Here is a 23,318-nt window from a genome sequence, read left to right on the forward strand (position 1 = left end):
TGTCGCCCGTCCACGTCGTCCGCCCGAAGGGCGGGCCCCGCGGGCGGCGATGGGGGTGCCCCCACGCGAGCGTGTGCGAGCGTGGGGGAGTAGTCACGTGGGCGCTCCGGGCGGCGCGGCTGGCGGAGCTGTTCCAGCGGGTAGAGGCCCCATTGCGGCATCAGAGGTGGCCGGCGTCGACATGGTGACCGGAGGTGCTGGCGGCGAAGGTGTTCGTCGCCACCTCGGGCTGCACGTGGCAGCAGTTGCCGTCCGCATCGTGCGGGCCGCCGGGGGCAACGGCTCACCGGCCCTTCGCCGAGTGGACGAAGGTTAGGGTCTGGGCCGCCCGCCAAGCTCCCTGCAGACAAGGGCTACGACTACGCCCACCTGCGTAGACGGTCACGTCAGTGCGCCATCAAGCACCGCATCGCCCGCCTCCGGCATACGTCATGGCGCTTGCGGCACCAGCGAACCCCTCCAGGTGGAAGGGGATGACGCGTACGGTGACGTCCACTGCTTCAGAGCGCTGCACCAGGTGTGCACGTTGGGCCCGCGAGGCGGTGCGGTCGCTGACCGTGATGCGCAGCTCTCGGCGCGGTTCGGGAACCGGGGGAAGTTCGTGTGGTGCCAACTTCTTGCTGCGTAGCTCGTTGCATCCTTGGATGGCGTGCCGTCCCGGTGCCCGATGACGTCCGCGAGCGGGTAATGGCCTGCACGGATCTGGACCAGCTGGATGTCTGGGCCCAGCGCGAGGTGCACGCCACGGACGCGGCGGAGCTGTTCACCGAGGGGTGAGGGACCGGCGTCGGGGGCGTGGTCCGGCGTCTTCTGACTTGATCTGGTCGCCGCGTTAAGATCCCTGCGCCACAGATGAGTTGATCGACGGGGGAACAGTGAACGGCGACGCCATGCCCGAGGGGGCCTTCCAGTCGCTGGGCGAGGACGATCCGCGGGTGATCGGCGGGTACCGGATCGCCGCGCGACTCGGGGCCGGCGGGATGGGGAAGGTGTATCTGTCCCACACGCCGGGCGGCAGGCCCGTCGCCATCAAGGTGATCCGGCCGGAGTTCGCCGAAGACCCCGAGTTCCGGCGGCGGTTCGCGCAGGAGGTACGGGCGGCCGAACGGGTCCAGGGGCTCTACACCGCTCCGGTGATCGACAGTGACACCGAGGGACCGCGGCCCTGGCTGGCCACCGCCTACGTCTCCGGGCCCTCGCTCGCCGCGGCCGTCGCCGAGCACGGGCCGCTGCCCACGTCCACGGTGCTGCTGCTCGCCGCGGGGGTGGCCGAGGCCCTCCAGGTGGTGCACGGCGCGGGCATCGTGCACCGGGACCTGAAACCGTCCAATGTGCTGCTCGCCGCCGACGGACCCCGAGTGATCGACTTCGGTATCGCCCGCGCCGCCGACACCACCGCGCTGACCGGCAGCGGGGTCACGGTCGGCACTCCCGCCTTCATGTCGCCGGAGCAGGCGGCGGGGCGGGCCGTGGGGCCGAAGTCCGACGTGTTCGCGCTCGGGCAGGTGGCCGCGTTCGCGGCGCTGGGCCGGTCGGCCCACGGGGACGGGCCGTCCCACGCCGTGCTCTACCGGATCGTGCACGAGGAGGCGGACCTCACCGGACTGCCCGCCGAGCTCACCGAACTCGTACGCCGGTGCCTCGCGAAGGACCCGGACGCGCGCCCGGAACTGAGCGAGGTGCTCGCCCTGTGCAGCGCGGCATCCGGCGACACCCAGCTGCGCCGCCCAGAGGACTGGCTGCCGGGCGCGGTCACCACGGCCATCGCCGACCGCTACCGGGCGCCGATGCCAGGTCAGGCGCCGGGACCGGTTCCGCCCCAGCACCCGCCTACGGCCGTGGCCGACGCCGCCCCGCAGCAGCCGGCCGCACCCCCGCAGCCCGGATACGCGCCGACCCAGATGGCTCAGTCCGTGCAGTGGGCACAGTCGGCGTACGCGCCGACCCAGATGGCTCAGCCCGTGCATTCGGCACAGTCGGCGTACGCGCCGACCCAGATGGCTCAACCCCTTCAGACCGCTCAGCCCTTCCCGTCCGCGACCCCGTACCCCGGTCCGCCGCCCGTGGTCGTGGGACAGCCCGGCCGGCCCGGTCGGCGCCGGCGGACGGGGCTCGTCCTGGGGTGTGTGACGGGGGCCCTCCTGCTCGGTCTCGGTGTCATCGGCTATGTGACCGACAACAGCGTCGACAGCAGCGGCACGACGAGCACCGGCACGGCGAAACCCTCCGGCGGGAAGAACGGCGGTGCACGACCCTCGGGCGGGACGACCGCGAGCAGGCAGCCCGGCGCCTCCGCGAGCAGCAGCCCCACGCCCACGGTCTACAAGAACTTCAACCTGACCGACGGCTACCACGTCCAGTTCGGCGACCAGCCCCTGACACCGCACCGGGACAGCAACGACGACCTGTACCTGATCTGCCCCGACGTCACTTCGTGCGACTTCGGGTCCTACAACGACAAGCTCGTCCTGCTCGACCAGGGCGAGACGGGCTCGCTGGACACCTGCAAGCAGGACACCCGGTACCTGCCCCAGGAGGTCTCCCTGAACCGGTTCTCCAGGGGCAGGCAGCTGTGCGTGACCACCGACGACGGCACCGTCGCCCTGGTGACCTTCCAGGGCCAGTCGCCCAGTACCAGTGCCAGCCGTTACGTCACCCTGGACATCAGCATCTGGCGCGACGCGATACCGGCGACACAGGACTAGACACGGCTCAGCCGGGCCGCCGGGCCAGCAGGAACGCCCGTGGGCGGGTCTCCTCCCCGGCCGGTTCCCGCAGCACCGTCGCCACCTGCTCCAGGCCCGCCCGGTTGAGCAGCGTGTTGACCTGCGCCGGCGTACGCCAGTGGTAGTCGAGGGCGATCTCGTGGCCGAAGCGTTCGGTCAGGTGCAGTCCGCCGGGCTCGGCGCCGGACTGGAAGGCCAGCAGGACGGGAGCGCCGGGGGCCAGGGTGCGGTGGAATTCCGCGAACGCCGTCGGCAGGTGCTCGTCCGGAACGTGGATCGTCGAGTACAGGGCCAGGATGCCGCCGAGGGCCGTGTCCGGGAGGTCCAGGGACGTCATCGAGCCCACGTGGAATCGGAGCTGCGGGTGGGCCTCGCGGGCCAGGGACACCATCGCGGGCGAGAGGTCTACTCCGAAGGCCGGGACGCCGAGGCCGTGCAGCAGGGCGGTGACGTGGCCGGGGCCGCTGCCGAGGTCGGCCACGGGGGCCGGGCCGTTTGCCTTGACCAGTTCGGCGAAGGCGGTGACCAGGGAGCGGTCCAGGGGGTGGGAGAGGCCGGACGGGTAGCGGGCCGTGTAGTCCTCGGCGATCGCGTCGTAGGACGTGCGGGTGGTCCGGAGGAAGGCCGGGGTCGAATCGCTCACGGCCGGGCACCCTAGCGGCCCACGCTCGTGCTCCCCTGGTGGCTCAGATCCGTGTCCTCCCAGCGGACACCGCTTGTGTCCTCCCAGCGGCTCGGACCTGCGCCCTCCCAGCGGATCACACCTGTGCCACCTAGCGGATCCCGACCCGCGCCGGGTCCCGGCGCGTGGACAAATCGAGCGTGACTGTGGTGCGGCGTGGTATCCGTGGAAGGGAAAGAAGTGTTTTACCCAGCAGAGTCCTCCGTCAAGCGTCCGCCGGTCGGATTTTCTTCCCCTAACGGGCTGAACTTTTGTTGATCGAGGGGTAGTTGATCAGTCAGGCGTCCTACCCTTCAGAGGGTGAACCAATTGATGTCCCTTGAGTCCGAGGCCGATCTCCCCGTAGATGTGCTCCCTGGCGTGCTCAGTGAGAGCTTGCATGCCGAACTCGTCGCCTTCCGCCGCGACTTGCACATGCACCCCGAGCTGGGCAACCAGGAGTTCCGCACGACCGCCGCGATCAAGGAGCGGCTCCAGCAGGCCGGTCTGCGCCCCCGCGTCCTGTCCACCGGAACCGGACTCGTGTGCGACATCGGACTCCAGGAGGGGGAGCGGCCTGCCGTACCGCTGCTCGCGCTGCGTGCGGACATCGACGCACTGCCCATCCCGGACACGAAGACCGAGTGCCCGTACCGGTCCACCGTGCCGGACCGCGCCCACGCCTGCGGGCATGACGTGCACACCACCGTCGTCCTCGGCGCCGGCCTCGTCTTCGCCGAGCTGCACGCGCTCGGCCTGCTCCCGCGCCCCGTGCGGCTGATCTTCCAGCCCGCCGAGGAGGTGCTGCCCGGCGGCGCCCTGGACGCCATCGAGGACGGGGTGCTGGCCGGCGTCGGCCGGATCCTCGCCGTGCACTGCGACCCCAGGGTCGACGCGGGGAAGGTCGGGCTGCGGCACGGGCCCATCACGAGTGCGTGCGACCGGCTGGAGATCGCACTGGACGGGCCCGGCGGCCACACCGCCCGGCCCCACCTGACGACCGACATGGTCACCGCCGCCGCCCGCGTCGCCGTCGACGTGCCCGCGCTGATCGCCCGCCGGGTCGACACCCGGGCCGGTCTCGTCGTGACCTGGGGTCGGATCGAGTCGGGGCACGCCCCGAACGTGATCCCGCAGCACGCCGAGCTGTCCGGGACCGTACGCTGCCTGGACCTGGACGCCTGGCGGCAGGCGCCGGACATCGTGCACGCGGCGATCGACGAGGTCGCGACCCTGCACCGGGCCAAGTCCGAGATCAACTACGTGCGGGGCGTGCCGCCCGTCGTCAACGAACGGGAGTCCATCGATCTGCTGCGCCGCTCGATGGTCGCCCGGCGCGGCATGGCCTCCGTCGAGAGCACCGAGCAGAGCCTTGGGGGCGAGGACTTCTCCTGGTACCTGGAGCACGTTCCGGGCGCGATGGCCCGGCTCGGCGTGCGGCGGCCCGGCGAGCGGACCGTACGCGATCTGCACCAGGGTGACTTCGACGCCGACGAGCACGCGATCACGGTCGGTGTGGAGATGTTCACCGCGGCGGCCCTCCTGGACGCGAACTCGACGGAGCTGTGAGCGGAGCGGCCCAGCGGGGCCGCTCCCCGGTCAGCCCCCGTGTTCTTCCCCTGTCCGGCGTAACGCACCCGGTCCGGCGCAACAGACCCGCAAGCCATTCGTGCATTGAGCGCAACAGTGCCGTAGCAGGCCCAAGATCCCGAGTTCAGACACTGTTTGCCTCGAATCGATAACGGCTTCGCGAGAGGTGTTTTTCTGACATCTACGCGCGTTACGATGCCGCGAAGCCGACGCCGCCGGGGCGTCTCGGCTGGAGCACTGGCATGGTGCTCACATCAAGCGCCGACATGGCGCTCAGGTCAGGTGAAGGAGCCTTCCCGTGCGCCGGGTAGCCAAGCTTTCCGCTGCGTGTATCGCGACCGCAGCTCTCGCCGTGACTGCCACTGCCTGTGGCAGCACCTCCTCGGACAACAACTCCAGCTCGTCCGCCTCCTCGGGCGGCGGCAAGGGTGTCAAGATCGGCCTGGCCTTCGACGTCGGCGGCCGTGGCGACCGGTCCTTCAACGACTCCGCCGCGCGCGGTGCCGACAAGGCCAAGAGCGAGTTCGGCGGCGACATCAAGGAGCTGACCGCCAAGACCTCGGACACCGAGGCCGACCGCGAGCAGCGCCTGTCGGACCTGGCGGACGCCGGCTACAACCCCGTCATCGGTGTCGGCTTCTCCTACGCCGCCTCCATGACCAAGGTCGCCGCGAAGTACCCGAAGACCAGCTTCGGCATCGTCGACTCGGTCGTGGACGCCAAGAACGTCGACAGCATCACCTTCACCGAGGAGCAGGGCTCCTACCTGGCCGGTGTCGCCGCGGCGCTGAAGTCCAAGGACCACCACGTCGGCTTCATCGGCGGTGTCGACGTTCCGCTGATCAAGAAGTTCGAGGCGGGTTACGTCCAGGGCGCCAAGGCCACCGACAAGAAGATCAAGGTCGACGTCCAGTACCTGTCCCACGGCTCGGACATGTCCGGCTTCGCCAGCCCCGACAAGGGCAAGGAAGCCGCGCAGGGCATGCTGGACAACGGCGCGGACGTCATCTACACGGCGGCCGGCTCCTCCGGCAACGGCGCGATCGAGGCCGTCAGCGGCAAGAAGGGCGCCTGGGCCATCGGCGTCGACTCGGACCAGTACAACATCCCGGGTCTCGCCAAGTACAAGAACGCGATCCTGACCTCGATGGTCAAGAACGTCGATGTCGGTGTCTACGACTTCATCAAGTCCGTCCACGACGGCAAGCCGCTGACCGGCGTCAACGCCTACTCGCTCGCCAAGGGCGGTGTGTCGCTCGCCACGAGTGGTGGCTTCATCGACGACATCCAGGGCAAGCTGGATGCGGCGAAGAAGCAGATCGTCGACGGCACCATCAAGGTCAAGACCACCCCGTGACCTGATGGGTCCAGCTCGGACCCCGGCTCGGCGCGGGGGCTACCGCAGCCCCCCGCCGAGCCATAACAATGTGTCAACTCTACGCGTGTAGCGCGGAGTTGCCGCGCTAGCGTCGCCGACGCCCAAGCCCTCCCCTACGCAGCCCCTTTCCCCGAGGAGAGTGCGCCATCAACGCGTCCAGCCCTCCCGCTGCCGTCGAACTGCGCGGCATCACCAAGCGTTTCCCCGGCGTCGTCGCCAACCGCGACATCAATCTCACGGTCCGTACCGGCACGGTGCACGCCCTGTGCGGCGAGAACGGCGCCGGCAAGTCCACCCTGATGAAGATCCTCTACGGCATGCAGCAGCCGGACGAGGGCACCATCACCGTGAACGGCGAGCAGGTCACGTTCCACAACCCCGGCGACGCCATCGCGCGCGGCATCGGCATGGTGCACCAGCACTTCATGCTGGCCGACAACCTCACCGTCCTGGAGAACGTCGTCCTCGGCGCGGAGAAGCTGTACGGCATCGGCGCCAAGGCCCGCGCGAAGATCAAGGAGATCTCCGACGCGTACGGGCTGAACGTCCGGCCCGACGTCCTCGTCGAGCAGCTCGGCGTCGCCGACCGCCAGCGCGTGGAGATCCTCAAGGTCCTCTACCGCGGCGCCAAGACCCTCATCCTGGACGAGCCCACCGCCGTCCTCGTGCCGCAGGAGGTCGAGGCGCTCTTCGACAACCTGCGTGAGCTGAAGGCCGAGGGGCTCACCGTCATCTTCATCTCCCACAAGCTGGGCGAGGTGCTGTCGGTCGCCGACGAGATCACCGTCATCCGCCGCGGCACCACCGTCGGCACCGCCGAGCCGCGCTCGACCACGCCCAAGCAGCTGGCCGAGATGATGGTCGGCAGCGAGCTGCCCACGCCGGAGACCCAGGAGTCCACCGTCACGGACGTCCCGATGCTGAAGGTGGACGGTCTGCACCTCGCGCAGACCGACCTCGAAGGCATCGAGCGGATCATCCTGGACCAGATCTCCTTCACCATCCACAAGGGCGAGGTCCTCGGCATCGCCGGCGTGGAGGGCAACGGCCAGTCCGAGCTGGTCGAGGCGATCATGGGCATGCGGCACCCGGACGCCGGTGTCATCACCCTCGACGGCACCGACATCTCCCGCGCCGCCACCCGCCACCGCCGCGAGGCCGGCATCGGCTACATCCCCGAGGACCGCCACCGCCACGGCCTGCTCCTCGAGGCGCCGCTGTGGGAGAACCGCATCCTCGGCCACGTCACCGAGAAGCCGAACTCGCGCGGCGGACTGCTCGACCTCAAGGCCGCCCGCGTCGACACCGAGCGCATCGTCGAGGCCTACGACGTCCGCACGCCCGGCATCGACGTGACCGCCGCGTCGCTGTCCGGCGGCAACCAGCAGAAGCTGATCGTCGGCCGCGAGATGAGCCACAACCCCAAGATCCTCATCGCCGCCCACCCCACCCGTGGCGTGGACGTCGGCGCGCAGGCCGCGATCTGGGACTACATCCGCGAGGCCCGCCGCGAGGGCCTGGCCGTGCTGCTGATCTCCGCCGACCTGGACGAGCTGATCGGGCTCTCCGACACCCTGCGGGTGATGTACCGCGGCCGTCTGGTCGCCGACGCCGACCCCGCCACGATCACCCCCGAGGAGCTGGGCTCCGCCATGACGGGTGCCGCCAGCGGCCACCTGGAGCACACAGAGGACGACGAGCGATGAACAAGCTGACCTCACGGATCGACAAGGAGCGGCTGCTCCTCGGCATCGCGGCGCCGCTGCTGGCGGTCGCCGCCGCGCTCGTCGTCACCACCCTGGTGATCCTCGCCACCGGCAAGAACCCCGGCGCCGCCTTCAGCGACATGACGACCTACGGCTTCGCCAGCGACAGCCAGGTCTACATCCTGAACAAGGCGACGACGTACTACCTCGCCGGTGTCGCGGTGGCCATCGGCTTCCGCATGAACCTGTTCAACATCGGTGTCGACGGCCAGTACCGGCTCGCCGCGTTCATGGCCGCCGTCCTCGGCGGCGCGCTCACGGTGCCCGGCTGGATCGCCATTCCGCTGATCATCCTGTGCGCCATGGCGACCGGTGCCCTGTGGGCGGCCATCGCCGGCATCCTCAAGGTGACCCGGGGTGTCAGCGAGGTCATCTCGACGATCATGCTGAACTCGATCGCCACCGCGATCATCGCCTACCTGCTCCAGCCTGGAAGGCTGGGCGAGCTGCTGCAGGGCGGCACCGTCATCTCCACCAAGCCGCTGCCGTCGTCGTCGTACTTCTTCAGCATCGACACGGGCCCGGCCGGCGAGCTGTGGGGCTTCATCGTCATCGCCGTTCTCGTCGGCCTCGCGTACTGGTTCGTGCTCGGCCGCACCCGGTTCGGCTTCGATCTGCGCACCGTCGGCCTGTCCGAGTCCGCCGCCTCCGCGAGCGGTGTGTCGGTGAAGAAGATGGTCGCCACCAGCATGCTCATCTCGGGCGCGGTGGCCGGTCTCATCGGCATGCCGACGCTCCTCAACGACAGCCACGGATTCAGCAACGACTTCCCCACGGGCATCGGCTTCACCGGCATCGCCATCGCGCTGCTCGGCCGCAACCACCCGGTCGGGATCGCGCTCGGCGCCCTGCTGTGGGGCTTCCTGGAGCGCACCACCAACCACCTGGAGTTCCAGGGGTACGACAAGGAGATCCTCGGCGTCATCCAGGGCGTCATCGTCCTGTGCGTCGTCATCGCCTACGAGGTCGTACGCCGCTACGGCCTGAAGCGTCAGCAGCAGAAGGTCGGCGCAGAACTGGCCGCCCAGGCCGCCGCTCGGAACGAGAAGCAGGAGGTGGCGTGATGACTGCCACGATGACCGACGCGCCGCCGCCCGCGGCGCCCAAGGCGGCCACCGCGGCCAAGCCCTCGGGCCGTTCGCTCGGCCAGATCCTCATGCTCGTCGCCGGTGCCCTGCTGCTCCTGGCCGCGGTCCGTGTGATCACCGACGCGAACCAGCTCGACTCCGCCGGACAGGTGAGCGCCGCGATCGGCCTCGCCGTACCGATCGGCCTCGCGGGTCTCGCCGGCCTGTGGTCCGAGCGTTCCGGCGTGGTCAACATCGGCCTCGAAGGCATGATGATCCTCGGCACCTTCGGCGCGGGCTGGGTCGGCTGGCAGTCCAGCCCCTGGCTCGGCCTGCTGGCCGGCATCGGCTTCGGTGTCCTCGGCGGCCTGGTGCACGCCGTCGCGACCGTCACCTTCGGCGTCGACCACATCGTCTCCGGTGTCGCGGTCAACCTGCTCGCACTCGGCGCGACCCAGTACCTGGCCAAGCTGTTCTTCGCCGGAGGCAAGGCGGCGGACGCGGGCGGCAACCCCAAGCAGTCGCCGCCCGTGGACTCGCTGCCCGACGTCACCATCCCGGGTCTGTCGGACGGCCTGTCCTCCATCGAGAAGCACCACTGGTTCCTGGTCTCCGACGTCGCGGGCATCCTCGGCGGTCTGGTCACCAACCTGTCCGTCGTGACGATCCTCGCCGTGCTGCTGTTCGTCGGCAGCTGGTGGGTGCTGTGGCGCACCCCGTTCGGTCTGCGGCTGCGCTCCTGTGGTGAGAACCCGACCGCCGCGGAGTCCCTCGGCGTCAACGTCTACAAGTACAAGTACGCGGCCGTGGCCGTCTCCGGCGGCCTCGCCGGGCTCGGCGGCGCCTTCCTCGCGCTGGTCACCTCGCACACCTACCTCGAGGGCCAGACCGGCGGACGCGGCTACATCGGCCTCGCGGCGATGATCTTCGGCAACTGGCGTCCGGGCGGACTCGCGATGGGTGCGGGCCTGTTCGGTTACTCCGACGCGCTCCAGCTGCGCAACGGCGGCGTGACCGTCCACGCCCTGCTCCTCCTCCTGGTCATCCTCCTCGCGGGCCTGGCCGGCTGGAAGCTGTACAAGAAGGCCCTGTGGCAGGGCGTCGCCAGCGCCGTCATGGCCGCGCTCGTCCTGGTCTGGTACCTGGCCACGGACGAGGTGCCCAGCGACTTCGTCGGCGCCACCCCGTACGTCGTCACCCTGCTCGTGCTGTCGCTGTCCGCGCAGCGCCTGCGGATGCCGAAGGCGGACGGCATGCGGTACCGGAAGGGTCAGGGCAAGTGACGACGCCGGCCGCCGGGTTCGACTGGGAGGCGCTGCGGGCGGCGGCGCGGGAGGCGATGTGCCACGCCTACGCCCCCTACTCCGGCTTCCCGGTCGGCGTGGCGGCCCGGGTCGACGACGGTCGCACGGTCACCGGCTGCAACGTCGAGAACGCCTCCTACGGACTCGGCCTGTGCGCCGAGTGCGGTCTGGTCTCGGACCTGCAGCGCACGGGTGGCGGCCGACTGACCCACTTCACCTGCGTCGACGGCACCGGCGCCCTGCTGGTCCCGTGCGGGCGCTGCCGGCAGCTGCTGTACGAGTTCGGCGGGCCCCAGCTGCTCCTGGACACCCCGGCGGGCATCCTCCCGCTCTCCGAGATGCTGCCCCAGGCCTTCGGCCCGGACCATCTCGCCAAGTAACTCCCGTACGGCCCCCCTGACCCGCTCGCAGGGGGGCCGTCCACTTCGCACCTCCCGGAAGGAAGCCACCAGCCATGGCCATGGACGCCATCTCCGTCATCCGCACCAAGCGGGACCGCGGTGAACTGACCGACGAGCAGATCGACTGGGTCATCGACGCGTACACCCGCGGCGAGGTCGCCGACGAGCAGATGTCCGCGCTCGCCATGGCGATCCTGCTCAACGGCATGAATCGCCGGGAGATCGCCCGCTGGACGGCGGCCATGATCGCTTCCGGTGAGCGCATGGACTTCTCGTCGCTGTCCCGCCCGACGGCCGACAAGCACTCCACGGGCGGCGTGGGCGACAAGATCACGCTCCCGCTGGCCCCGCTCGTGGCGGCGTGCGGCGCGGCGGTCCCGCAGCTCTCCGGCCGCGGCCTCGGCCACACCGGCGGCACCCTGGACAAGCTGGAGTCGATCCCCGGCTGGCGCGCCCTGCTCTCCAACGAGGAGATGCTGCACGTGCTCGACACCACGGGCGCGGTGATCTGCGCGGCGGGCGACGGCCTGGCCCCGGCGGACAAGAAGCTGTACGCCCTGCGCGACGTGACGGGCACGGTCGAGGCGATCCCGCTGATCGCGTCCTCGATCATGTCGAAGAAGATCGCCGAGGGCACCGGCTCCCTGGTCCTGGACGTGAAGGTCGGCACCGGCGCCTTCATGAAGACGATCGAGGACGCCCGGGAACTGGCGTCCACGATGGTCGGCCTCGGCACCGACCACGGGGTGAAGACGGTCGCGCTCCTGACGGACATGTCCACCCCGCTCGGCCTCACGGCGGGCAACGCCCTGGAGGTCCGCGAGTCGGTCGAGGTCCTGGCGGGCGGCGGCCCCGCGGACGTCGTGGAACTGACCATCGCCCTGGCCCGCGAGATGCTCGACGCGGCGGGCATCAAGGACGCCGACCCGGCGAAGGCGCTGGCGGACGGCTCGGCGATGGACGTCTGGCGTCGCATGATCGCGGCGCAGGGCGGCGACCCGGACGCGCCGCTGCCGACGTCGAAGGAACAGCACGTGGTGAAGGCCCCGTCCTCCGGTGTCCTGACCCGCCTCGACGCCTACGACATCGGCATCGCGGCCTGGCGCCTGGGCGCCGGGCGGGCCCGCAAGGAGGACCCCGTCCAGGCGGGGGCGGGTGTGGAGATGCACGCCAAGCCGGGCGACACCGTGACCGAGGGCCAGCCCCTGCTCACCCTCCACACGGACACCCCCGAGCGCTTCGAGTACGCCCTCCAGGCGGTGGAGGGTTCGTACGGCATCGAGGCCGCGGGGACTGAGTTCCCGGCTACGCCAGTGGTGCTGGAACGTATCGCCTGACCAGGTGTTTTCTTCTTTCGAGTGAACGGGACCGGTGGACCTCCGCCGGTCCCGTTCGGCATGCTGGCATTGGTGACGCCCCGATAGGAGACCGCCGTGAGCGCACTCACCGTCAGCCAGGACCCCGACCAGAACTGGGACGATCTCGTCCGGTACTGGGAGGAGATGGAATGGCCCGAGGGCAGCAAGGTGGAGATCATCGAGGGGATCATCACCGTGTCACCTGCTCCCGCGTTTCGTCACAACGTGATCGCGGCCCGAATCCGTGGTGGTGACACCCGTGCCCGAACGCCCGGAGGCGGAGTCGCACGTCCCAGCCGCCCTCGCCGAGCTCGTCGTCGAGGTGACCTCCCAGTCCAATGCCCGTCACGACCGCGTCAGCAAGCCCGCCGCCTACGCCACCGCGGGGATCCCGCTCTGCCTGCTCGTCGACCGCTGGGCCCCCGGAGGCCCCACCGTGACGCTGTACGACGAGCCGAAGGGGGATGTCTACCGGGTCCTCAGCGCTGCCAAGTTCGGCGATCCCGTCAGGTTGCCGGAGCCGTTCGACCTGACGATCGACACCAGCGAATTCCCCGTCGACTGATCCCGCTTCACCCCAGCACCGCGGCCACCCCCACCAGCACCGGCACCGACACCACCGTCGACAGCAGGATCGACTCGCGGGCCAGGGACTCGGCCACCCGGTAGCGGCTGGCATAGGTGAAGAGGTTCTGGGCGGAGGGGAGGGCCGAGGTCACCACCACGTCCAGCAGGGGGGCGCCGTGCAGGCCGAAGACGTACGCCGCCAGGGCCCAGGCCGCCGCCGGCTGGCCGAGGGACTTCAACGCCACGGAGAGCAGAACCAGTTGACGGTCCTGTCCCGGGCTGAGGGCCGCGTTCCCGTGCAACGACATGCCGAAGGCGAGCAGGGCCGCCGGGACCGACATGTTGCCGATCAGCATGAGGGGGTTCAGCACCGGGCCGGGGACCCGTAAGCCCGCCGCCGACACCAGGACACCCGAGATCGAGCCCACCGCCACCGGATTGCGCAGCGGCGTCAGCAGGCGCCGCCCCAACGTGCCCTTCTCGCCCATGCGGGACAGGTCCAGGATCGTCACCGCGGCGGGCGCGACCAGGACGACCTGGAAGAGCAGCACCGGTGCCACCAGAGAGGCGTCGCCCAGCACGTACGCGGCGATCGGGATGCCGAGGTTGCCCGAGTTGACGTAACCGGAGCACAGGGCGCCGATCGTGGTGCGGCCCACCCCCCAGCGCCGTACCGCGCCGACCGCCACGAAAACACCGGAGACGGCCGCCGTGCTCAACGCCGTCACCAGCAGGCGGCTGGAGAACAGCACCGAGAGGTCGGCCTTGGCCAGGGTCGTGAAGAGAAGCGCCGGGGTCGCCACCGCGAACGTCAGCCCGGTGAGCACCTCCTGGCCCTGCTCGCCGAGCGACCCGCGCCGCCCGAGCACATAGCCCACCCCGATGACGACGGCGATCACCGCGAACCCGCTGAGTACCCCCTGCACGGGACACAACCCTCCGGCGCACCCGGCGCCCGGGTCAATGTGATGTCTGTCGGGAGTGCCTGAAGCCGCTTAGCTGCCAGGGCAGTTGCTGGGGCGGGAGCGGGACCTCTCCCGTCTCGTCGACGGCGGTGCCCTGGGGAACGCGGGCGCAGTCCGCGGAGGCGGACACCTCCAGGCGGTCGCGCGGGTAGGTGACGAGACGTACGGTCGCCCCGCCGTCCGGCGGGGTCGCCGACAGATCGATGTCCTTGTCGGCGGCCGTGTACGTGGTGACGTGCCAGCCCTTGCGCCGCAGTGCGCTCCTGGCCCGCCGCAGCGCCGCCTGCCCCGTCTGCGCGGGGACACCCTTCAGCGCCCACACGGTGCGTACGACGACCACCCCGGGCACACTCGGCGGCGAGTCGCTCAGCTGGTCCTCGAGGTGGTTCAGCCCGCGGTAGGAGCAACTGCCCTCCTCCGCCGTCCGGCCGCTGTCGGACCACTCGGTGTCCAGCCGCGCGTCCGGCAGGCCGAGGGCGTCGTAGGCCTGCTGGGTGTCCTCGTCCAGCCGCTGTGCGGTGGCGGCCGGATCGGTGACCGGGAAGGGGGTGCCCTCCCAGAGCGACCACGCCTGCTGCCCCAGCCAGACGGACACCGCGGTGGCCCCGGCCAGGGCCAGGGCCACCACCGCCCGCCGCGCTCTCGGCCTGCGGCGGGAGAGGGCCGGAACCGGCTGGAGGCCGGGCGCATGCGGTCCTTGTCTCATGCAGAGCATCCTGCGCCGCCGGGCGGGCGCAGGGCCTGAGCGCTCGTACTCAGCGGCCGTACTCAGAATCCCCGCGATGAGTTACGCCCCTGCCGCCCGTCTACCGCACGTGGATGCCAAGACACCGCCCGTGCTCATGCTGTCCGGCCCCGTGGACCGCGACGCGGTACCGGGGCTGTGCGCCGCCGTGCAGGCGAGGATGGAGGCGGGCGGGGCCGGGGTGGTGGTGTGCGACGCGGGCGGGCTGGGGCCGCCGGGGCTGGGGGCCGTCGATCTGCTGGCGCGGCTCGAGCTGGCCGCCCGCCGGGCCGGCGGGCGGATCCGGCTGCGCGATCCCGACCCGGCGCTACTCGCCCTTCTCGACCTCGTCGGCCTCCGCTTCCAGGTGGAGGGGCAGACCGAACAGCGGGAACGAGCGCGGGGCGTCCAGGAAACAGTGCAACCCGGTGATCCGGCCGTCTGAGATCTCCAGCACCTGCACCGCCCAGGGGCTGAAACCGCCCTTCTCCTCGTCCGGCTTGTAGTGCGCGAAGCCCGGCAGGCCGTTGACCTGGACCGGCAGCAGCCGGGACCCGGCGCAGGAGGCACCCATGGTGGTCATGAAGCCGGTGATGTCGGCCGTGCCGCGCAGCCACAGGTCGAACGGCGGCATCGTCATGACGGCGTCCTCGTGGAGCAGGGCCGTCAGCGCCGTCATGTCGTAGCCCTCGAACGCCTTGACGTACCGCTCCAGCAGCTTCTGCTGCTCCTCGTCCAGCGGGTCGGACACTCCGCCCTCGGGGTCCCTGTCCGCGCGCTCCGCGAGCGTCGCCCGCGCTCGCTGCAGCGCGCTGTTGACCGCCGCGACCGAGATGTCCAGCAGCTCGGCCACCTCGCTCGCCCTCCACGCCAGCACCTCGCGCAGGATCAGCACCGCCCGCTGCTTGGGCGGCAGCTGCTGCAGCGCGGCCATGAAGGCGAGCCGGACCGACTCCTTGGCGACCGCGGCCTCCGCCGGGTCCGCCACCGACGGCAGCACCAGCGCGTCCGGCACCGGCTCCAGCCACGTGTTGTCCGGGCGGGGGGAGAGCGCCGCCTGCGCGAGCGGGGTCGAATCCGTCAGGTCCATCGGTCTGGCCCGCTTGTTGCCCGCCGCCAGCATGTCCAGGCACACGTTCGTCGCGATCCGGTAGAGCCACGAGCGCAGGCTGGACCGGCCCTCGAACTTCTCGTAGCTCCGCCAGGCCCGCACCAGGGTGTCCTGCACCGCGTCCTCTGCCTCGAAGGAGGAGCCGAGCATCCGGTAGCAGTACCCCGTCAGCTCGGTCCGGTGCTTCTCCAGTACGACGTCGAGTTCCGCCGTCGTAGTGCCGCCGCCCATCGCCCACCCACCCCTGTGAGGCCGTTCCGTCCACGCTCCATCGCGCACTTCGGAAGCTACCGCAGCCCACTGACAATGACCTCCGGAGCATGGACAAGCGCAGGTCAGACCAGTTGCTTCAGGGACATGAGCAGATGCCGGTGCGCATCCTGCCCCAGCAGCACGCGCTGCCCCGCCTCCAGCAGCTCCATGCGCAGCCGCGCCCCCTCGAAGGAGTTCAGCGCTTCCAGCAGATAGACCGGGTTGAAGGCCACGGCGACCTCCTGCGCGCCGCTCAGCACGGCCGGCAGCCGCTGCGCCGCGACATCGTCCCCGTACCCGGCCCGCACCAGCACGGAGCCCTCCGCGCCGGAGAACTCCAGCTGCACCGGGCTGTTCGCCTCCGTCACCACCGCCACCCGGCGCACCGCCTCCGCGAGCGCCGGGCGGTCCACCTCGGCGACAGAGGCATCCGGCAGCGCGAACAACGACCCGTACCCCGGCAGTCGTCCCTCCAGCCGTCGCAGGGCCGTCCGGGCCCGCCCGCCCTCGAAGGCGACCACGCCCCCGCCCGCCTCCCCCGACGGGTCGAGCCCGATCCGTACGGTCGTGCGGCGGGCCAGCGAGCGCGCCGTGTCGAGCAGCCTGCGGGCGGGCAGCAGCACGTCCACGGGTGCGGTGCCGTCGGCCTGCGGCCTCCACTCCAGCCGCCGCACGGCGTAGCGGTACCGGTCCGTCGCCGACAGGGTCATCTCCTCGCCCTCCAGGCGCAGCTGGACCCCGGTGAGCACCGGCAGCGTGTCGTCGCGGCCGGCGGCCAGGGCCACCTGCCCGACGGCCGCCGCGAACTCACCCGCGTCCACATCGCCGTACACCGGGGGGCTCTCGGGGAGCGCGGGATACTCGTCGTACGCAAGCGTCGACAGGCCGAAGTGCGTGCCGCCCGCCTCCACCGTGAACCGTGATCCCTCCAGCGCGCAACGCACCGGCCCCTCGGGCAGTACCCGGCAGATGTCCAGCAGCCTGCGCCCGAGGACCAGCACCTGTCCCTCGGCCGTCGTCTCGGCGTCCGTCTCGATGCGTGCGGCCGTCTCGAAGTCGAACCCCGCCACGGTCAGCCGTCCCGCCCCGGCCGTCAGCAGCAGCCCGCCCAGTACCGGCAGAGGAGTCCGCGCCGGCAACGCCCGCGCCGCCCACGCCACTGCCTCGGTGAGATCGTCGCGTGTGATCCGCAACTCCATACGGCAAACCCCCTGCTCGAACGTCCGGTCGACCCGGTGGACGCTATCCGCGCCCACTGACAACCGGCCCCGAGCAAGGGGAATGCGAGAAGTGAACCCAGGGCCGCGAGGCTCAGTGCGCCGGCACCGGTTCCCGCAGGGCCGCCACGCGGGCCGCCCGGGTGCCCAGGACCGTGATCGTGACGACGCCCAGCACGGCGAGGAGGCCGACGGTGACCGTGCCGGTCCAGCCGTTCGCGTGGAAGGCGATGGCGCCCACCGTGCTGCCCACGCTGGAGCCGACGTAGTAGGCGGACTGGTAGAGCGCCGAGGCCTGGGCGCGGCCGTGCGTGGCCGTCTTGCTGACCGCCGAGGCGGCGACCGCGTGGCCCGCGAAGAAGCCCGCCGTGATGAGGACCAGGCCGAGCAGGACCAGGGGGAGAGAGGCGGCCAGGGAGAGGAGCAGGCCCGCGGCCGTCGTGCCGCCCGCCAGGTACAGCGCCCCCCGGCGGCCGAGGCGGCCCACCAGACGGCCCGCAGTCGACGCCGAGACCGTGCCGACCAGGTAGACGAGGAAGAGGGAGCCGACGATGCCCTGGGGGAGTGAGAAGGGGGCCTCTGTCAGGCGGTAGCCGATCACCGTGTAGACGCCGCCGAACACCGTCATGAACAGCGCGCCGATCGCGTACAGGCGGCGCAGCAGCGGGTCAGAGAGGTGGTCGCGGACCGTGCCGAGCAGGACGCGCGGGCGCAGCGAGCCGGGCTTGAAGTGCCGTGGAGCGGGCAGCAGCAGGCGGAACGCCAGCGTGCAGGCCACCGCGATCACGCCGATCACCCCGACGGCGACCCGCCAGCCCCACTCCTGTGCCACCCAGCCGGTGATCACCCGGCCGCTCATCCCGCCGATGCTGTTGCCCGCGACGAACAGGCCGATCGCCGTGATCAGCGCCTTCGGCCGGACCTCCTCGGCCAGGTACGCCGTCGCCGAGGCGGGCAGACCGGCCAGAGCCGCGCCCTGCACCGCCCGCAGCACCACCAGCGTGCCGATGGACGGTGCGAACGGCACCAGCAGGCCGACGGCCACCGCGACCGCCAGCGAGCCCGTCATCACCGCGCGGCGCCCGAAGCGCTCCGACAGGGCGCTCATCGGCAGCACGCACAGCGCCAGGCCGCCCGTCGCGGCGGCCACCGTCCAGCTCGCCTCGCTCGCCGCGACCCCGAACTCGCCGGAGATCAGCGGCAGCAGGGCCTGCGTGGAGTAGAGGAGGGCGAAGGTCGCGACACCGGCGAGGAAGAGGGCGAAGCTCATCCGGCGGTAACCGGGGCTGCCCGGAGCCATGCGGGAGTCGGAGGAACGGACGGGCGCAACGGCGTCCACGGTGGTGGACGCCCCGGTACTGGCGGGAGACATGCCTCGAAGCTATGGACGCCATGGCTCATCCGTCCAATGCATGGAATTGCCATAATCGTTCCCATGGTGCATCAGCAGAGGTCACAGCGGCGGCTGTCACCGTACAGTGACACAGAAGTAACGTCCGAGATGTCGATGGTGCTCGCGCCCCGCCTCGCGTACTTCGCCGGCGTGGCCCGTACCGAGCACGTCACCCGGGCCGCCCAGGAGATGAACGTCCCCCAGTCGACCCTCTCGCGGGCGATGGCCCGTCTGGAGCAGGACCTGGGTGTCGACCTGTTCGCCCGGCACGGCCGCACGGTCTCCCTCACCCCCGCCGGCCGCACCTTCCTCGGGTCCGTCGAGCGCGCCCTCGCGGAGATCCAGCGTGCCGCGGAGGAGGTCCGCGCCGATGCCGACGCGGCCACCGGCAAGGTCGCCTTCGGTTTCCTGCACACCATGGGCGCCGAGACGGTGCCGGGCCTGCTGCACGCCTTCCGCGCCGACCATCCGCGCGTGCGCTTCAGCCTCGTCCAGAACTACGGCGAGGCGATGCTGGAGGGTCTCCGGGCGGGCGAACTGGACCTGTGCCTGACCTCACCGGTGCCGGACGCCCCCGACCTCGTCGCGCGCCGCCTGGACGAGCAGAAGCTCCGCCTGGTCGTCCCCGCCGACCACCGCCTCGCCGCCCGCCGCCGCATCCGCCTGGCCGAGGCCGCCGAGGAGACCTTCGTGACCCTGGAACCGGGGTACGGCTTGCGTCGCATCACCGACGCCCTGTGCCGGGAGGCGGGCTTCAAGCCCCGCGTCGCCTTCGAGGGTGAGGAGGCGGAGACGCTGCGGGGCCTGGTGGCGGCGGGTCTCGGGGTGGCCCTGCTGCCCCCGCCGACGGTGCCGAGGCCAGGGGTCGTGGAGCTGACGGTGACGGCCCCCAGGGCGGTGCGGGAGATCGGTGTGGCGTGGCTGGCCGACCGTCCGGACACCCCGCCGGTGGCGGCCTTCAAGAAGTTCCTGCTGTCGCGCAGGGGAAGCCTCCTGCCCTGACCCTCGCGAAGCCTCCGAGCCCCGCCAGGCCTCTGCCGCTGCCAGGCCGGCGACCCTGCCAGGCCTCTGCCGCTGCCAGGCCGGCGACCCTGTCAGGCCTGTGCTCCCTGGGAAGCCGCTAACCCCTGACGAGCCCCTGTCTCTTGCGGAGGGATCGCCCGAACCCCGCCGCCAGCGGCATCCGCAACCCGATCGGCGGCGGAGCGGCCAGCGCGTCCTCGACCGGGCGGGACAGCGGGCGGCCGAACAGCGCGCCCATGGCGAAGTCGGCCACCAGACAGACGACTTCCTCCCGGTATGCGTGCAAGCCGTGTCCGTCGGTGTGCACTTCGAAGCGGCACACCTCGCGGTTGGCCTTCTTCGCCCGTGCCGCCAGCCGGAACGACAGTTCGGGGTCGGTCCGTTCGTCGTTCGTGCCGTGCACGATCAGCACCCGCCGCCCCGCCAGCTGTTTCACCGGTTCGTCGGGGGCGGCCACGTCGTCCTCCGGCAGCCAGGGGGCCAGCGCCACCACGGAGTTGACGGTCTCGTGGCCGCCGGCCCGCAGGGCGGCCCGTCCGCCCATGTCCTGCCCGACGAGGCACACGGTGATGTCACCGTACCGCCGTTGGACCTCGTCGGCGGCCCAGGACGCGTCCGCCGCGAGATGTGCCTCGCTGCCGTTCCAGCCCCGGTAGCGGTAGTGGACGGGGTGCACGACGAGCCCGTCCGCGCGGCCCGCGCGGGCGAGCCGGCGGCCGACGGACCGGAGGAGAGCCGTCGCCTGTACGGGGGACGGCCTGCGGGCGGAGACCTCCTCCCCGCCGGGGAGCAGCAGCACCGCCCCGCTCACGGCGGTCGGTTCCTGGCCGACCGCCTTTCCCAGCCTGGCCGATCGGGCCGGCGTCGCTTGCTGTCCCATGACAGAACAGTGTCAGAAGGCGCGGTGTACGAAACCCGTCGTGGCGGTCACCGTTGGGTATCGACGTGAAAACACGTGTCGCGAGCTGGGGCACAAGGGAAGCGATCTACGCGCGTAGGCGTTACAGTGCGGAGATGACGAGCCAGACTGCTTCGACTGGGACCGTCCCGACGCATGTTCCGACGCCGGACCAGATCCGCCGGGCGCCCAAGGTTCTGCTGCACGATCACCTCGACGGCGGGCTCCGCCCCGCGACCGTCGTCGAACTGGCACGGGAGACGGGCTACACCCAGCTCCCCGAGACCGAACCCGACAAGCTGGGCATCTGGTTCCACGAGGCCGCCGACTCCGGCTCGTTGGAACGGTACCTGGAGACCTTCTCGCACACCGTCGCCGTGATGCAGACCCGGGAGGCGCTGATCCGGGTCGCCCGGGAGTGCGCCGAGGACCTCGCCGAGGACGGGGTCGTCTACGCCGAGGTGCGGTACGCGCCCGAGCAGCACCTGGAGGGCGGGCTGAGCCTCGAAGAGGTGGTCGAGGCCGTCAACGAGGGCTTCCGGCAAGGGGAGCGGCTCGCTCGGGAGAAGGGCCACCGCATCCGGGTCGGCGCCCTGCTCACCGCCATGCGGCATGCGGCCCGCGCGCTGGAGATCGCCGAACTCGCCAACCGCTACCGCGACGCGGGCGTGGTCGGCTTCGACATCGCCGGTGCCGAGGCCGGCTACCCGCCCACCCGGCACCTGGACGCGTTCGAGTACCTCAAGCGCGAGAACAACCACTTCACGATCCACGCCGGCGAGGCCTTCGGACTGCCGTCGATCTGGCAGGCGCTGCAGTGGTGCGGCGCCGACCGGCTCGGGCACGGCGTGCGGATCATCGACGACATCGAGGTCCGTGAGGACGGTTCGGTGCGGCTCGGGCGGCTGGCGTCGTACGTCCGGGACAAGCGGATCCCGCTGGAGCTGTGCCCCAGCTCCAACCTGCAGACCGGGGCCGCGTCCTCGTACGCCGAGCACCCGATCGGGCTGTTGCGCCGGCTGCACTTCCGGGCCACGGTGAACACCGACAACCGGCTGATGTCGCACACCACCATGAGCCAGGAATTCGAGCGCCTTGTCGAGGCGTTCGGCTACACGCTCGATGACCTGCAGTGGTTCTCCGTCAATGCGATGAAATCAGCGTTCATTCCTTTCGATGAACGACTCGCCATGATCAATGACGTCATCAAGCCCGGATATTCGGAGCTGAAAGCCGAATGGCTGTTCCAGCAGACCGCCTCTACCAGCAGTTACGGCGGCCCGCAGGGGTGACGGCAGCTCGATGACGGCGCGGAATGCGGACACTCTTCCACGAGCCGTCCGCATTTCGGTGTTTGCGGCGAGAGCCTCGGCATGTTTACGGTCATGAACCGCTCAGATCGTTTTTGATCTCCGTCTCCGTATTCAAGGACGCATTCACCATGAAGCAGTCTGCTGCCAAGACCCTCGGCGTCGCCGCCCTCGGTGCCGCCTTCGCCGCCGTCGGCGCGGGCGCGGCCAACGCGGCCCCGGCAGTACCGGACGCCCCCCAGGCCTTGGAGGGCGTCACCAGGACGCTGCCGGCCGAGAACGTCGGCAAGGCGCTGCCGGGTGCCGGTGAAGCGCTCGCTCAGGGGCGGGGTTCCATCGGTTCCGGGACGACCACCGCGCAGCCGGTCTCCGGGAAGGTCCTCGCCGACGGGCCGACGGCGCCGGTCGCCGGGCTGCTCGGCGGCCTGCCTGCGGGCAAGGGGCTGCCCGCCCACGGTCTGCCGGTGAACGGGGTCCCGCTCGGCTGACGCACCCGCTACGCCACCGTTGGGGCGCACCGGCGCCGTCCGGGAGCGCCCCAGCGGCGTTCACGGGCCCGCAGCGCGCCCGGCCCGGGAGGTCACCAGGCGGGGCGGGCCTTGTCCTCGGACGGCAGCAGGATCCACAGCGCTATGTAGAGCAGGAACTGCGGGCCAGGCAGCAGGCAGGACAGCACGAAGATCACCCGCATCGTCCTCGCGGAGGTGCCGAAGCGCCGGGCCAGCGCTGCGCACACTCCGCCGATCACGCGTCCGTGGGTGGGACGGGCAAGAGCGGTCATCTCGGCTCCTTCGTGGTCGTCGGCCCGCTGCTGAGCCGCGTGTTCGGGGCCGCCCGTGTGGCCGACCCGACTGTCTTCCACGGTAAGGAGACGAACGGGACGAAGCATCCCTCTAGGGAGCTATTCCAACCCTGGGAATCGTCGGGGTGCGACCCTGATGAGGGCGGTCCTCGTGGACGGTGACCGGCTCGCCCTCCCGGCCGTCCCGCTCCTCGCGCTCGCCCCGCCGGCGCAGCCAGGCGCGGCCCGCGGGCACCACGGCGGCATGGGCCAGCAGCACACCCGTCGTGTTCAGCAGCAGCGAGTCGACGTCCACGACCCGGCCGGGCACCCCCGTCTGCAGCAGGGCGATGCCCACGGAGAGCAGGGCGCCCGCGGCCGTCGTACGGATCAGGGAGGACAGCCGGGACACGGCGAGCCTGCCGTGCGCCATCGGCAGCAGCACGCCCAGCGGCGCGAGCAGCGCCAGCCCCTCGCCGATCCGCCGGGCCGCCTCCGGCCAGCCCAACGCCAGGTCGGCGCGGATGCCGGCCAGCGGATGCAGGTTGGCGGGCATCACCCAGGGGACGTCCAGGGGCCGCAGCATCAGCCAGCCGACGAGCGCGAGATGGGCGACGAGGAGGACACCCCCTGTCGCACGGACGCGGAACGCGGCGTTGCCGCCGATGGAGCCTTGACGCTGCACGCCCCCCTAGACGCCTCCCTGCACACAAACGGTTCCCCGCCGGTCACGCAAGAGCACCCGAAGGCATCCGCCACAGCCACGACGACGGCCGCGACCCCAGCCACCACGGCTGTGACGGCCGCCGCTGCCGGCCTCGTGCGC

General features: G+C 71.1%; 22 protein-coding genes and 2 pseudogenes. 14 read left to right on the plus strand and 10 right to left on the minus strand.

The window, feature by feature from the left end:
- Positions 1 to 119: 119 nt before the first annotated feature.
- Positions 120 to 326, plus strand: a pseudogene (locus K7G59_RS22735) (transposase); the annotation flags it as partial.
- Between the two features lie 71 nt (positions 327 to 397).
- Here the strand turns inward: K7G59_RS22735 and K7G59_RS22745 are convergent.
- Positions 398 to 613 carry a Scr1 family TA system antitoxin-like transcriptional regulator gene (locus tag K7G59_RS22745; RefSeq protein ID WP_374114260.1) on the minus strand — a complete coding sequence of 72 codons (216 nt, stop codon included), beginning with the start codon at positions 611 to 613 and terminating at the stop codon, positions 398 to 400.
- A 277-nt stretch (positions 614 to 890) separates the two neighbouring features.
- Between K7G59_RS22745 and K7G59_RS22750 the strand changes: the two genes are divergently transcribed.
- Entirely contained in the window at positions 891 to 2,705 is a 1,815-nt protein-coding gene (locus K7G59_RS22750; protein WP_225837331.1) for a serine/threonine-protein kinase, read from the plus strand.
- A gap of 7 nt (positions 2,706 to 2,712) precedes the next feature.
- On the opposite strand, the gene K7G59_RS22755 is transcribed toward K7G59_RS22750, so the two are convergent.
- Positions 2,713 to 3,369, minus strand: a complete 657-nt coding sequence (locus tag K7G59_RS22755) for a class I SAM-dependent methyltransferase (RefSeq protein WP_225837082.1) — start codon at positions 3,367 to 3,369, stop codon at positions 2,713 to 2,715.
- A gap of 351 nt (positions 3,370 to 3,720) precedes the next feature.
- On the opposite strand from K7G59_RS22755, the gene K7G59_RS22760 reads away from it, so the two are divergent.
- The 8 genes and pseudogenes from K7G59_RS22760 to K7G59_RS22795 all read left to right on the plus strand — a co-directional run bounded on the left by K7G59_RS22760 (position 3,721) and on the right by K7G59_RS22795 (position 12,816).
- Complete coding sequence (locus tag K7G59_RS22760; RefSeq protein ID WP_225837084.1) at positions 3,721 to 4,956, plus strand: M20 family metallopeptidase; 1,236 nt, start codon at positions 3,721 to 3,723, stop codon at positions 4,954 to 4,956.
- 319 nt (positions 4,957 to 5,275) lie between these two features.
- Positions 5,276 to 6,334: a BMP family protein gene (locus tag K7G59_RS22765; RefSeq protein ID WP_225837086.1), complete on the plus strand. Its 1,059-nt coding sequence runs from the start codon at positions 5,276 to 5,278 to the stop codon at positions 6,332 to 6,334.
- A gap of 200 nt (positions 6,335 to 6,534) precedes the next feature.
- Positions 6,535 to 8,061 (plus strand): ABC transporter ATP-binding protein, encoded by a 1,527-nt coding sequence (locus K7G59_RS22770; RefSeq protein WP_225837333.1) that lies wholly within the window; start codon positions 6,535 to 6,537, stop codon positions 8,059 to 8,061.
- The gene (locus tag K7G59_RS22775) at positions 8,058 to 9,185 is read left to right on the plus strand and encodes an ABC transporter permease (protein ID WP_225837088.1); all 1,128 of its coding nucleotides are present in this window, start codon (positions 8,058 to 8,060) and stop codon (positions 9,183 to 9,185) included. Before K7G59_RS22770 ends, K7G59_RS22775 begins: the two co-directional genes overlap by 4 nt.
- The gene (locus tag K7G59_RS22780) at positions 9,185 to 10,471 is read left to right on the plus strand and encodes an ABC transporter permease (RefSeq protein ID WP_225837090.1); all 1,287 of its coding nucleotides are present in this window, start codon (positions 9,185 to 9,187) and stop codon (positions 10,469 to 10,471) included. Before K7G59_RS22775 ends, K7G59_RS22780 begins: the two co-directional genes overlap by 1 nt.
- On the plus strand, positions 10,468 to 10,872 hold the full coding sequence (locus K7G59_RS22785; protein ID WP_225837092.1) for a cytidine deaminase: 405 nt from the start codon (positions 10,468 to 10,470) through the stop codon (positions 10,870 to 10,872). Before K7G59_RS22780 ends, K7G59_RS22785 begins: the two co-directional genes overlap by 4 nt.
- A gap of 80 nt (positions 10,873 to 10,952) precedes the next feature.
- Positions 10,953 to 12,230, plus strand: coding sequence for a thymidine phosphorylase (locus K7G59_RS22790; protein WP_225837335.1), 1,278 nt, complete (start codon positions 10,953 to 10,955; stop codon positions 12,228 to 12,230).
- 96 nt (positions 12,231 to 12,326) lie between these two features.
- Positions 12,327 to 12,816: pseudogene (locus K7G59_RS22795) on the plus strand (Uma2 family endonuclease).
- A 7-nt stretch (positions 12,817 to 12,823) separates the two neighbouring features.
- Here K7G59_RS22795 and K7G59_RS22800 read toward each other — a convergent pair.
- Both K7G59_RS22800 and K7G59_RS22805 read right to left on the minus strand, forming a co-directional pair.
- Positions 12,824 to 13,744, minus strand: coding sequence for an AEC family transporter (locus K7G59_RS22800; RefSeq protein WP_225837093.1), 921 nt, complete (start codon positions 13,742 to 13,744; stop codon positions 12,824 to 12,826).
- A gap of 34 nt (positions 13,745 to 13,778) precedes the next feature.
- Complete coding sequence (locus K7G59_RS22805; protein ID WP_225837096.1) at positions 13,779 to 14,489, minus strand: hypothetical protein; 711 nt, start codon at positions 14,487 to 14,489, stop codon at positions 13,779 to 13,781.
- 76 nt (positions 14,490 to 14,565) lie between these two features.
- On the opposite strand from K7G59_RS22805, the gene K7G59_RS22810 reads away from it, so the two are divergent.
- Positions 14,566 to 14,952, plus strand: coding sequence for an STAS domain-containing protein (locus tag K7G59_RS22810; RefSeq protein ID WP_225837098.1), 387 nt, complete (start codon positions 14,566 to 14,568; stop codon positions 14,950 to 14,952).
- Here K7G59_RS22810 and K7G59_RS22815 read toward each other — a convergent pair.
- The 3 genes from K7G59_RS22815 to K7G59_RS22825 all read right to left on the minus strand — a co-directional run bounded on the left by K7G59_RS22815 (position 14,836) and on the right by K7G59_RS22825 (position 18,459).
- Positions 14,836 to 15,849 (minus strand): sigma-70 family RNA polymerase sigma factor, encoded by a 1,014-nt coding sequence (locus tag K7G59_RS22815; RefSeq protein WP_225837100.1) that lies wholly within the window; start codon positions 15,847 to 15,849, stop codon positions 14,836 to 14,838. The two genes, K7G59_RS22810 and K7G59_RS22815, sit on opposite strands and share 117 nt — an antisense overlap.
- Positions 15,850 to 15,953: 104 nt before the next feature.
- Complete coding sequence (dnaN, locus tag K7G59_RS22820) at positions 15,954 to 17,069, minus strand: DNA polymerase III subunit beta (RefSeq protein ID WP_225837102.1); 1,116 nt, start codon at positions 17,067 to 17,069, stop codon at positions 15,954 to 15,956.
- Positions 17,070 to 17,181: 112 nt separating this feature from the next.
- Positions 17,182 to 18,459, minus strand: a complete 1,278-nt coding sequence (locus K7G59_RS22825) for an MFS transporter (RefSeq protein WP_225837104.1) — start codon at positions 18,457 to 18,459, stop codon at positions 17,182 to 17,184.
- Positions 18,460 to 18,522: 63 nt separating this feature from the next.
- Here K7G59_RS22825 and K7G59_RS22830 point away from each other — a divergent pair, with 63 nt between their 5' ends.
- Positions 18,523 to 19,482 (plus strand): LysR family transcriptional regulator, encoded by a 960-nt coding sequence (locus K7G59_RS22830; RefSeq protein WP_225837106.1) that lies wholly within the window; start codon positions 18,523 to 18,525, stop codon positions 19,480 to 19,482.
- Between the two features lie 118 nt (positions 19,483 to 19,600).
- On the opposite strand, the gene K7G59_RS22835 is transcribed toward K7G59_RS22830, so the two are convergent.
- On the minus strand, positions 19,601 to 20,383 hold the full coding sequence (locus K7G59_RS22835; RefSeq protein WP_225837108.1) for an alpha/beta hydrolase: 783 nt from the start codon (positions 20,381 to 20,383) through the stop codon (positions 19,601 to 19,603).
- A gap of 134 nt (positions 20,384 to 20,517) precedes the next feature.
- Here K7G59_RS22835 and K7G59_RS22840 point away from each other — a divergent pair, with 134 nt between their 5' ends.
- Together K7G59_RS22840 and K7G59_RS22845 are read left to right on the plus strand one after the other, a co-directional pair.
- Positions 20,518 to 21,693, plus strand: coding sequence for an adenosine deaminase (locus K7G59_RS22840; RefSeq protein WP_225837110.1), 1,176 nt, complete (start codon positions 20,518 to 20,520; stop codon positions 21,691 to 21,693).
- Between the two features lie 149 nt (positions 21,694 to 21,842).
- Positions 21,843 to 22,199, plus strand: coding sequence for an ATP-binding protein (locus tag K7G59_RS22845; protein ID WP_225837112.1), 357 nt, complete (start codon positions 21,843 to 21,845; stop codon positions 22,197 to 22,199).
- 92 nt (positions 22,200 to 22,291) lie between these two features.
- On the opposite strand, the gene K7G59_RS22850 is transcribed toward K7G59_RS22845, so the two are convergent.
- On the minus strand, positions 22,292 to 22,492 hold the full coding sequence (locus tag K7G59_RS22850; RefSeq protein WP_225837113.1) for a PspC domain-containing protein: 201 nt from the start codon (positions 22,490 to 22,492) through the stop codon (positions 22,292 to 22,294).
- A gap of 112 nt (positions 22,493 to 22,604) precedes the next feature.
- Entirely contained in the window at positions 22,605 to 23,177 is a 573-nt protein-coding gene (locus tag K7G59_RS22855; RefSeq protein ID WP_225837116.1) for a VanZ family protein, read from the minus strand.
- Between the last annotated feature and the right edge of the window lie 141 nt (positions 23,178 to 23,318).

The organism is Streptomyces sp. NK08204, assembly GCF_020400585.1.
Taxonomy (GTDB): Bacteria; Actinomycetota; Actinomycetes; order Streptomycetales; family Streptomycetaceae; genus Streptomyces.

Bases quoted from the DNA above. Each gene is read 5' to 3' on its own strand.
- K7G59_RS22825 (WP_225837104.1), bottom strand. From the start codon at position 18,459: ATGTCTCCCGCCAGTACCGGGGCGTCCACCACCGTGGACGCCGTTGCG.
- K7G59_RS22805 (WP_225837096.1), bottom strand. From the start codon at position 14,489: ATGAGACAAGGACCGCATGCGCCCGGCCTCCAGCCGGTTCCGGCCCTC.
- K7G59_RS22760 (WP_225837084.1), top strand. From the start codon at position 3,721: ATGTCCCTTGAGTCCGAGGCCGATCTCCCCGTAGATGTGCTCCCTGGC.
- K7G59_RS22830 (WP_225837106.1), top strand. From the start codon at position 18,523: ATGGTGCATCAGCAGAGGTCACAGCGGCGGCTGTCACCGTACAGTGAC.
- K7G59_RS22790 (WP_225837335.1), top strand. From the start codon at position 10,953: ATGGACGCCATCTCCGTCATCCGCACCAAGCGGGACCGCGGTGAACTG.
- K7G59_RS22845 (WP_225837112.1), top strand. From the start codon at position 21,843: ATGAAGCAGTCTGCTGCCAAGACCCTCGGCGTCGCCGCCCTCGGTGCC.
- dnaN (WP_225837102.1), bottom strand. From the start codon at position 17,069: ATGGAGTTGCGGATCACACGCGACGATCTCACCGAGGCAGTGGCGTGG.
- K7G59_RS22750 (WP_225837331.1), top strand. From the start codon at position 891: ATGCCCGAGGGGGCCTTCCAGTCGCTGGGCGAGGACGATCCGCGGGTG.
- K7G59_RS22815 (WP_225837100.1), bottom strand. From the start codon at position 15,849: ATGGGCGGCGGCACTACGACGGCGGAACTCGACGTCGTACTGGAGAAG.
- K7G59_RS22835 (WP_225837108.1), bottom strand. From the start codon at position 20,383: ATGGGACAGCAAGCGACGCCGGCCCGATCGGCCAGGCTGGGAAAGGCG.
- K7G59_RS22850 (WP_225837113.1), bottom strand. From the start codon at position 22,492: ATGACCGCTCTTGCCCGTCCCACCCACGGACGCGTGATCGGCGGAGTG.
- K7G59_RS22810 (WP_225837098.1), top strand. From the start codon at position 14,566: ATGAGTTACGCCCCTGCCGCCCGTCTACCGCACGTGGATGCCAAGACA.
- K7G59_RS22775 (WP_225837088.1), top strand. From the start codon at position 8,058: ATGAACAAGCTGACCTCACGGATCGACAAGGAGCGGCTGCTCCTCGGC.
- K7G59_RS22780 (WP_225837090.1), top strand. From the start codon at position 9,185: ATGACTGCCACGATGACCGACGCGCCGCCGCCCGCGGCGCCCAAGGCG.
- K7G59_RS22840 (WP_225837110.1), top strand. From the start codon at position 20,518: ATGACGAGCCAGACTGCTTCGACTGGGACCGTCCCGACGCATGTTCCG.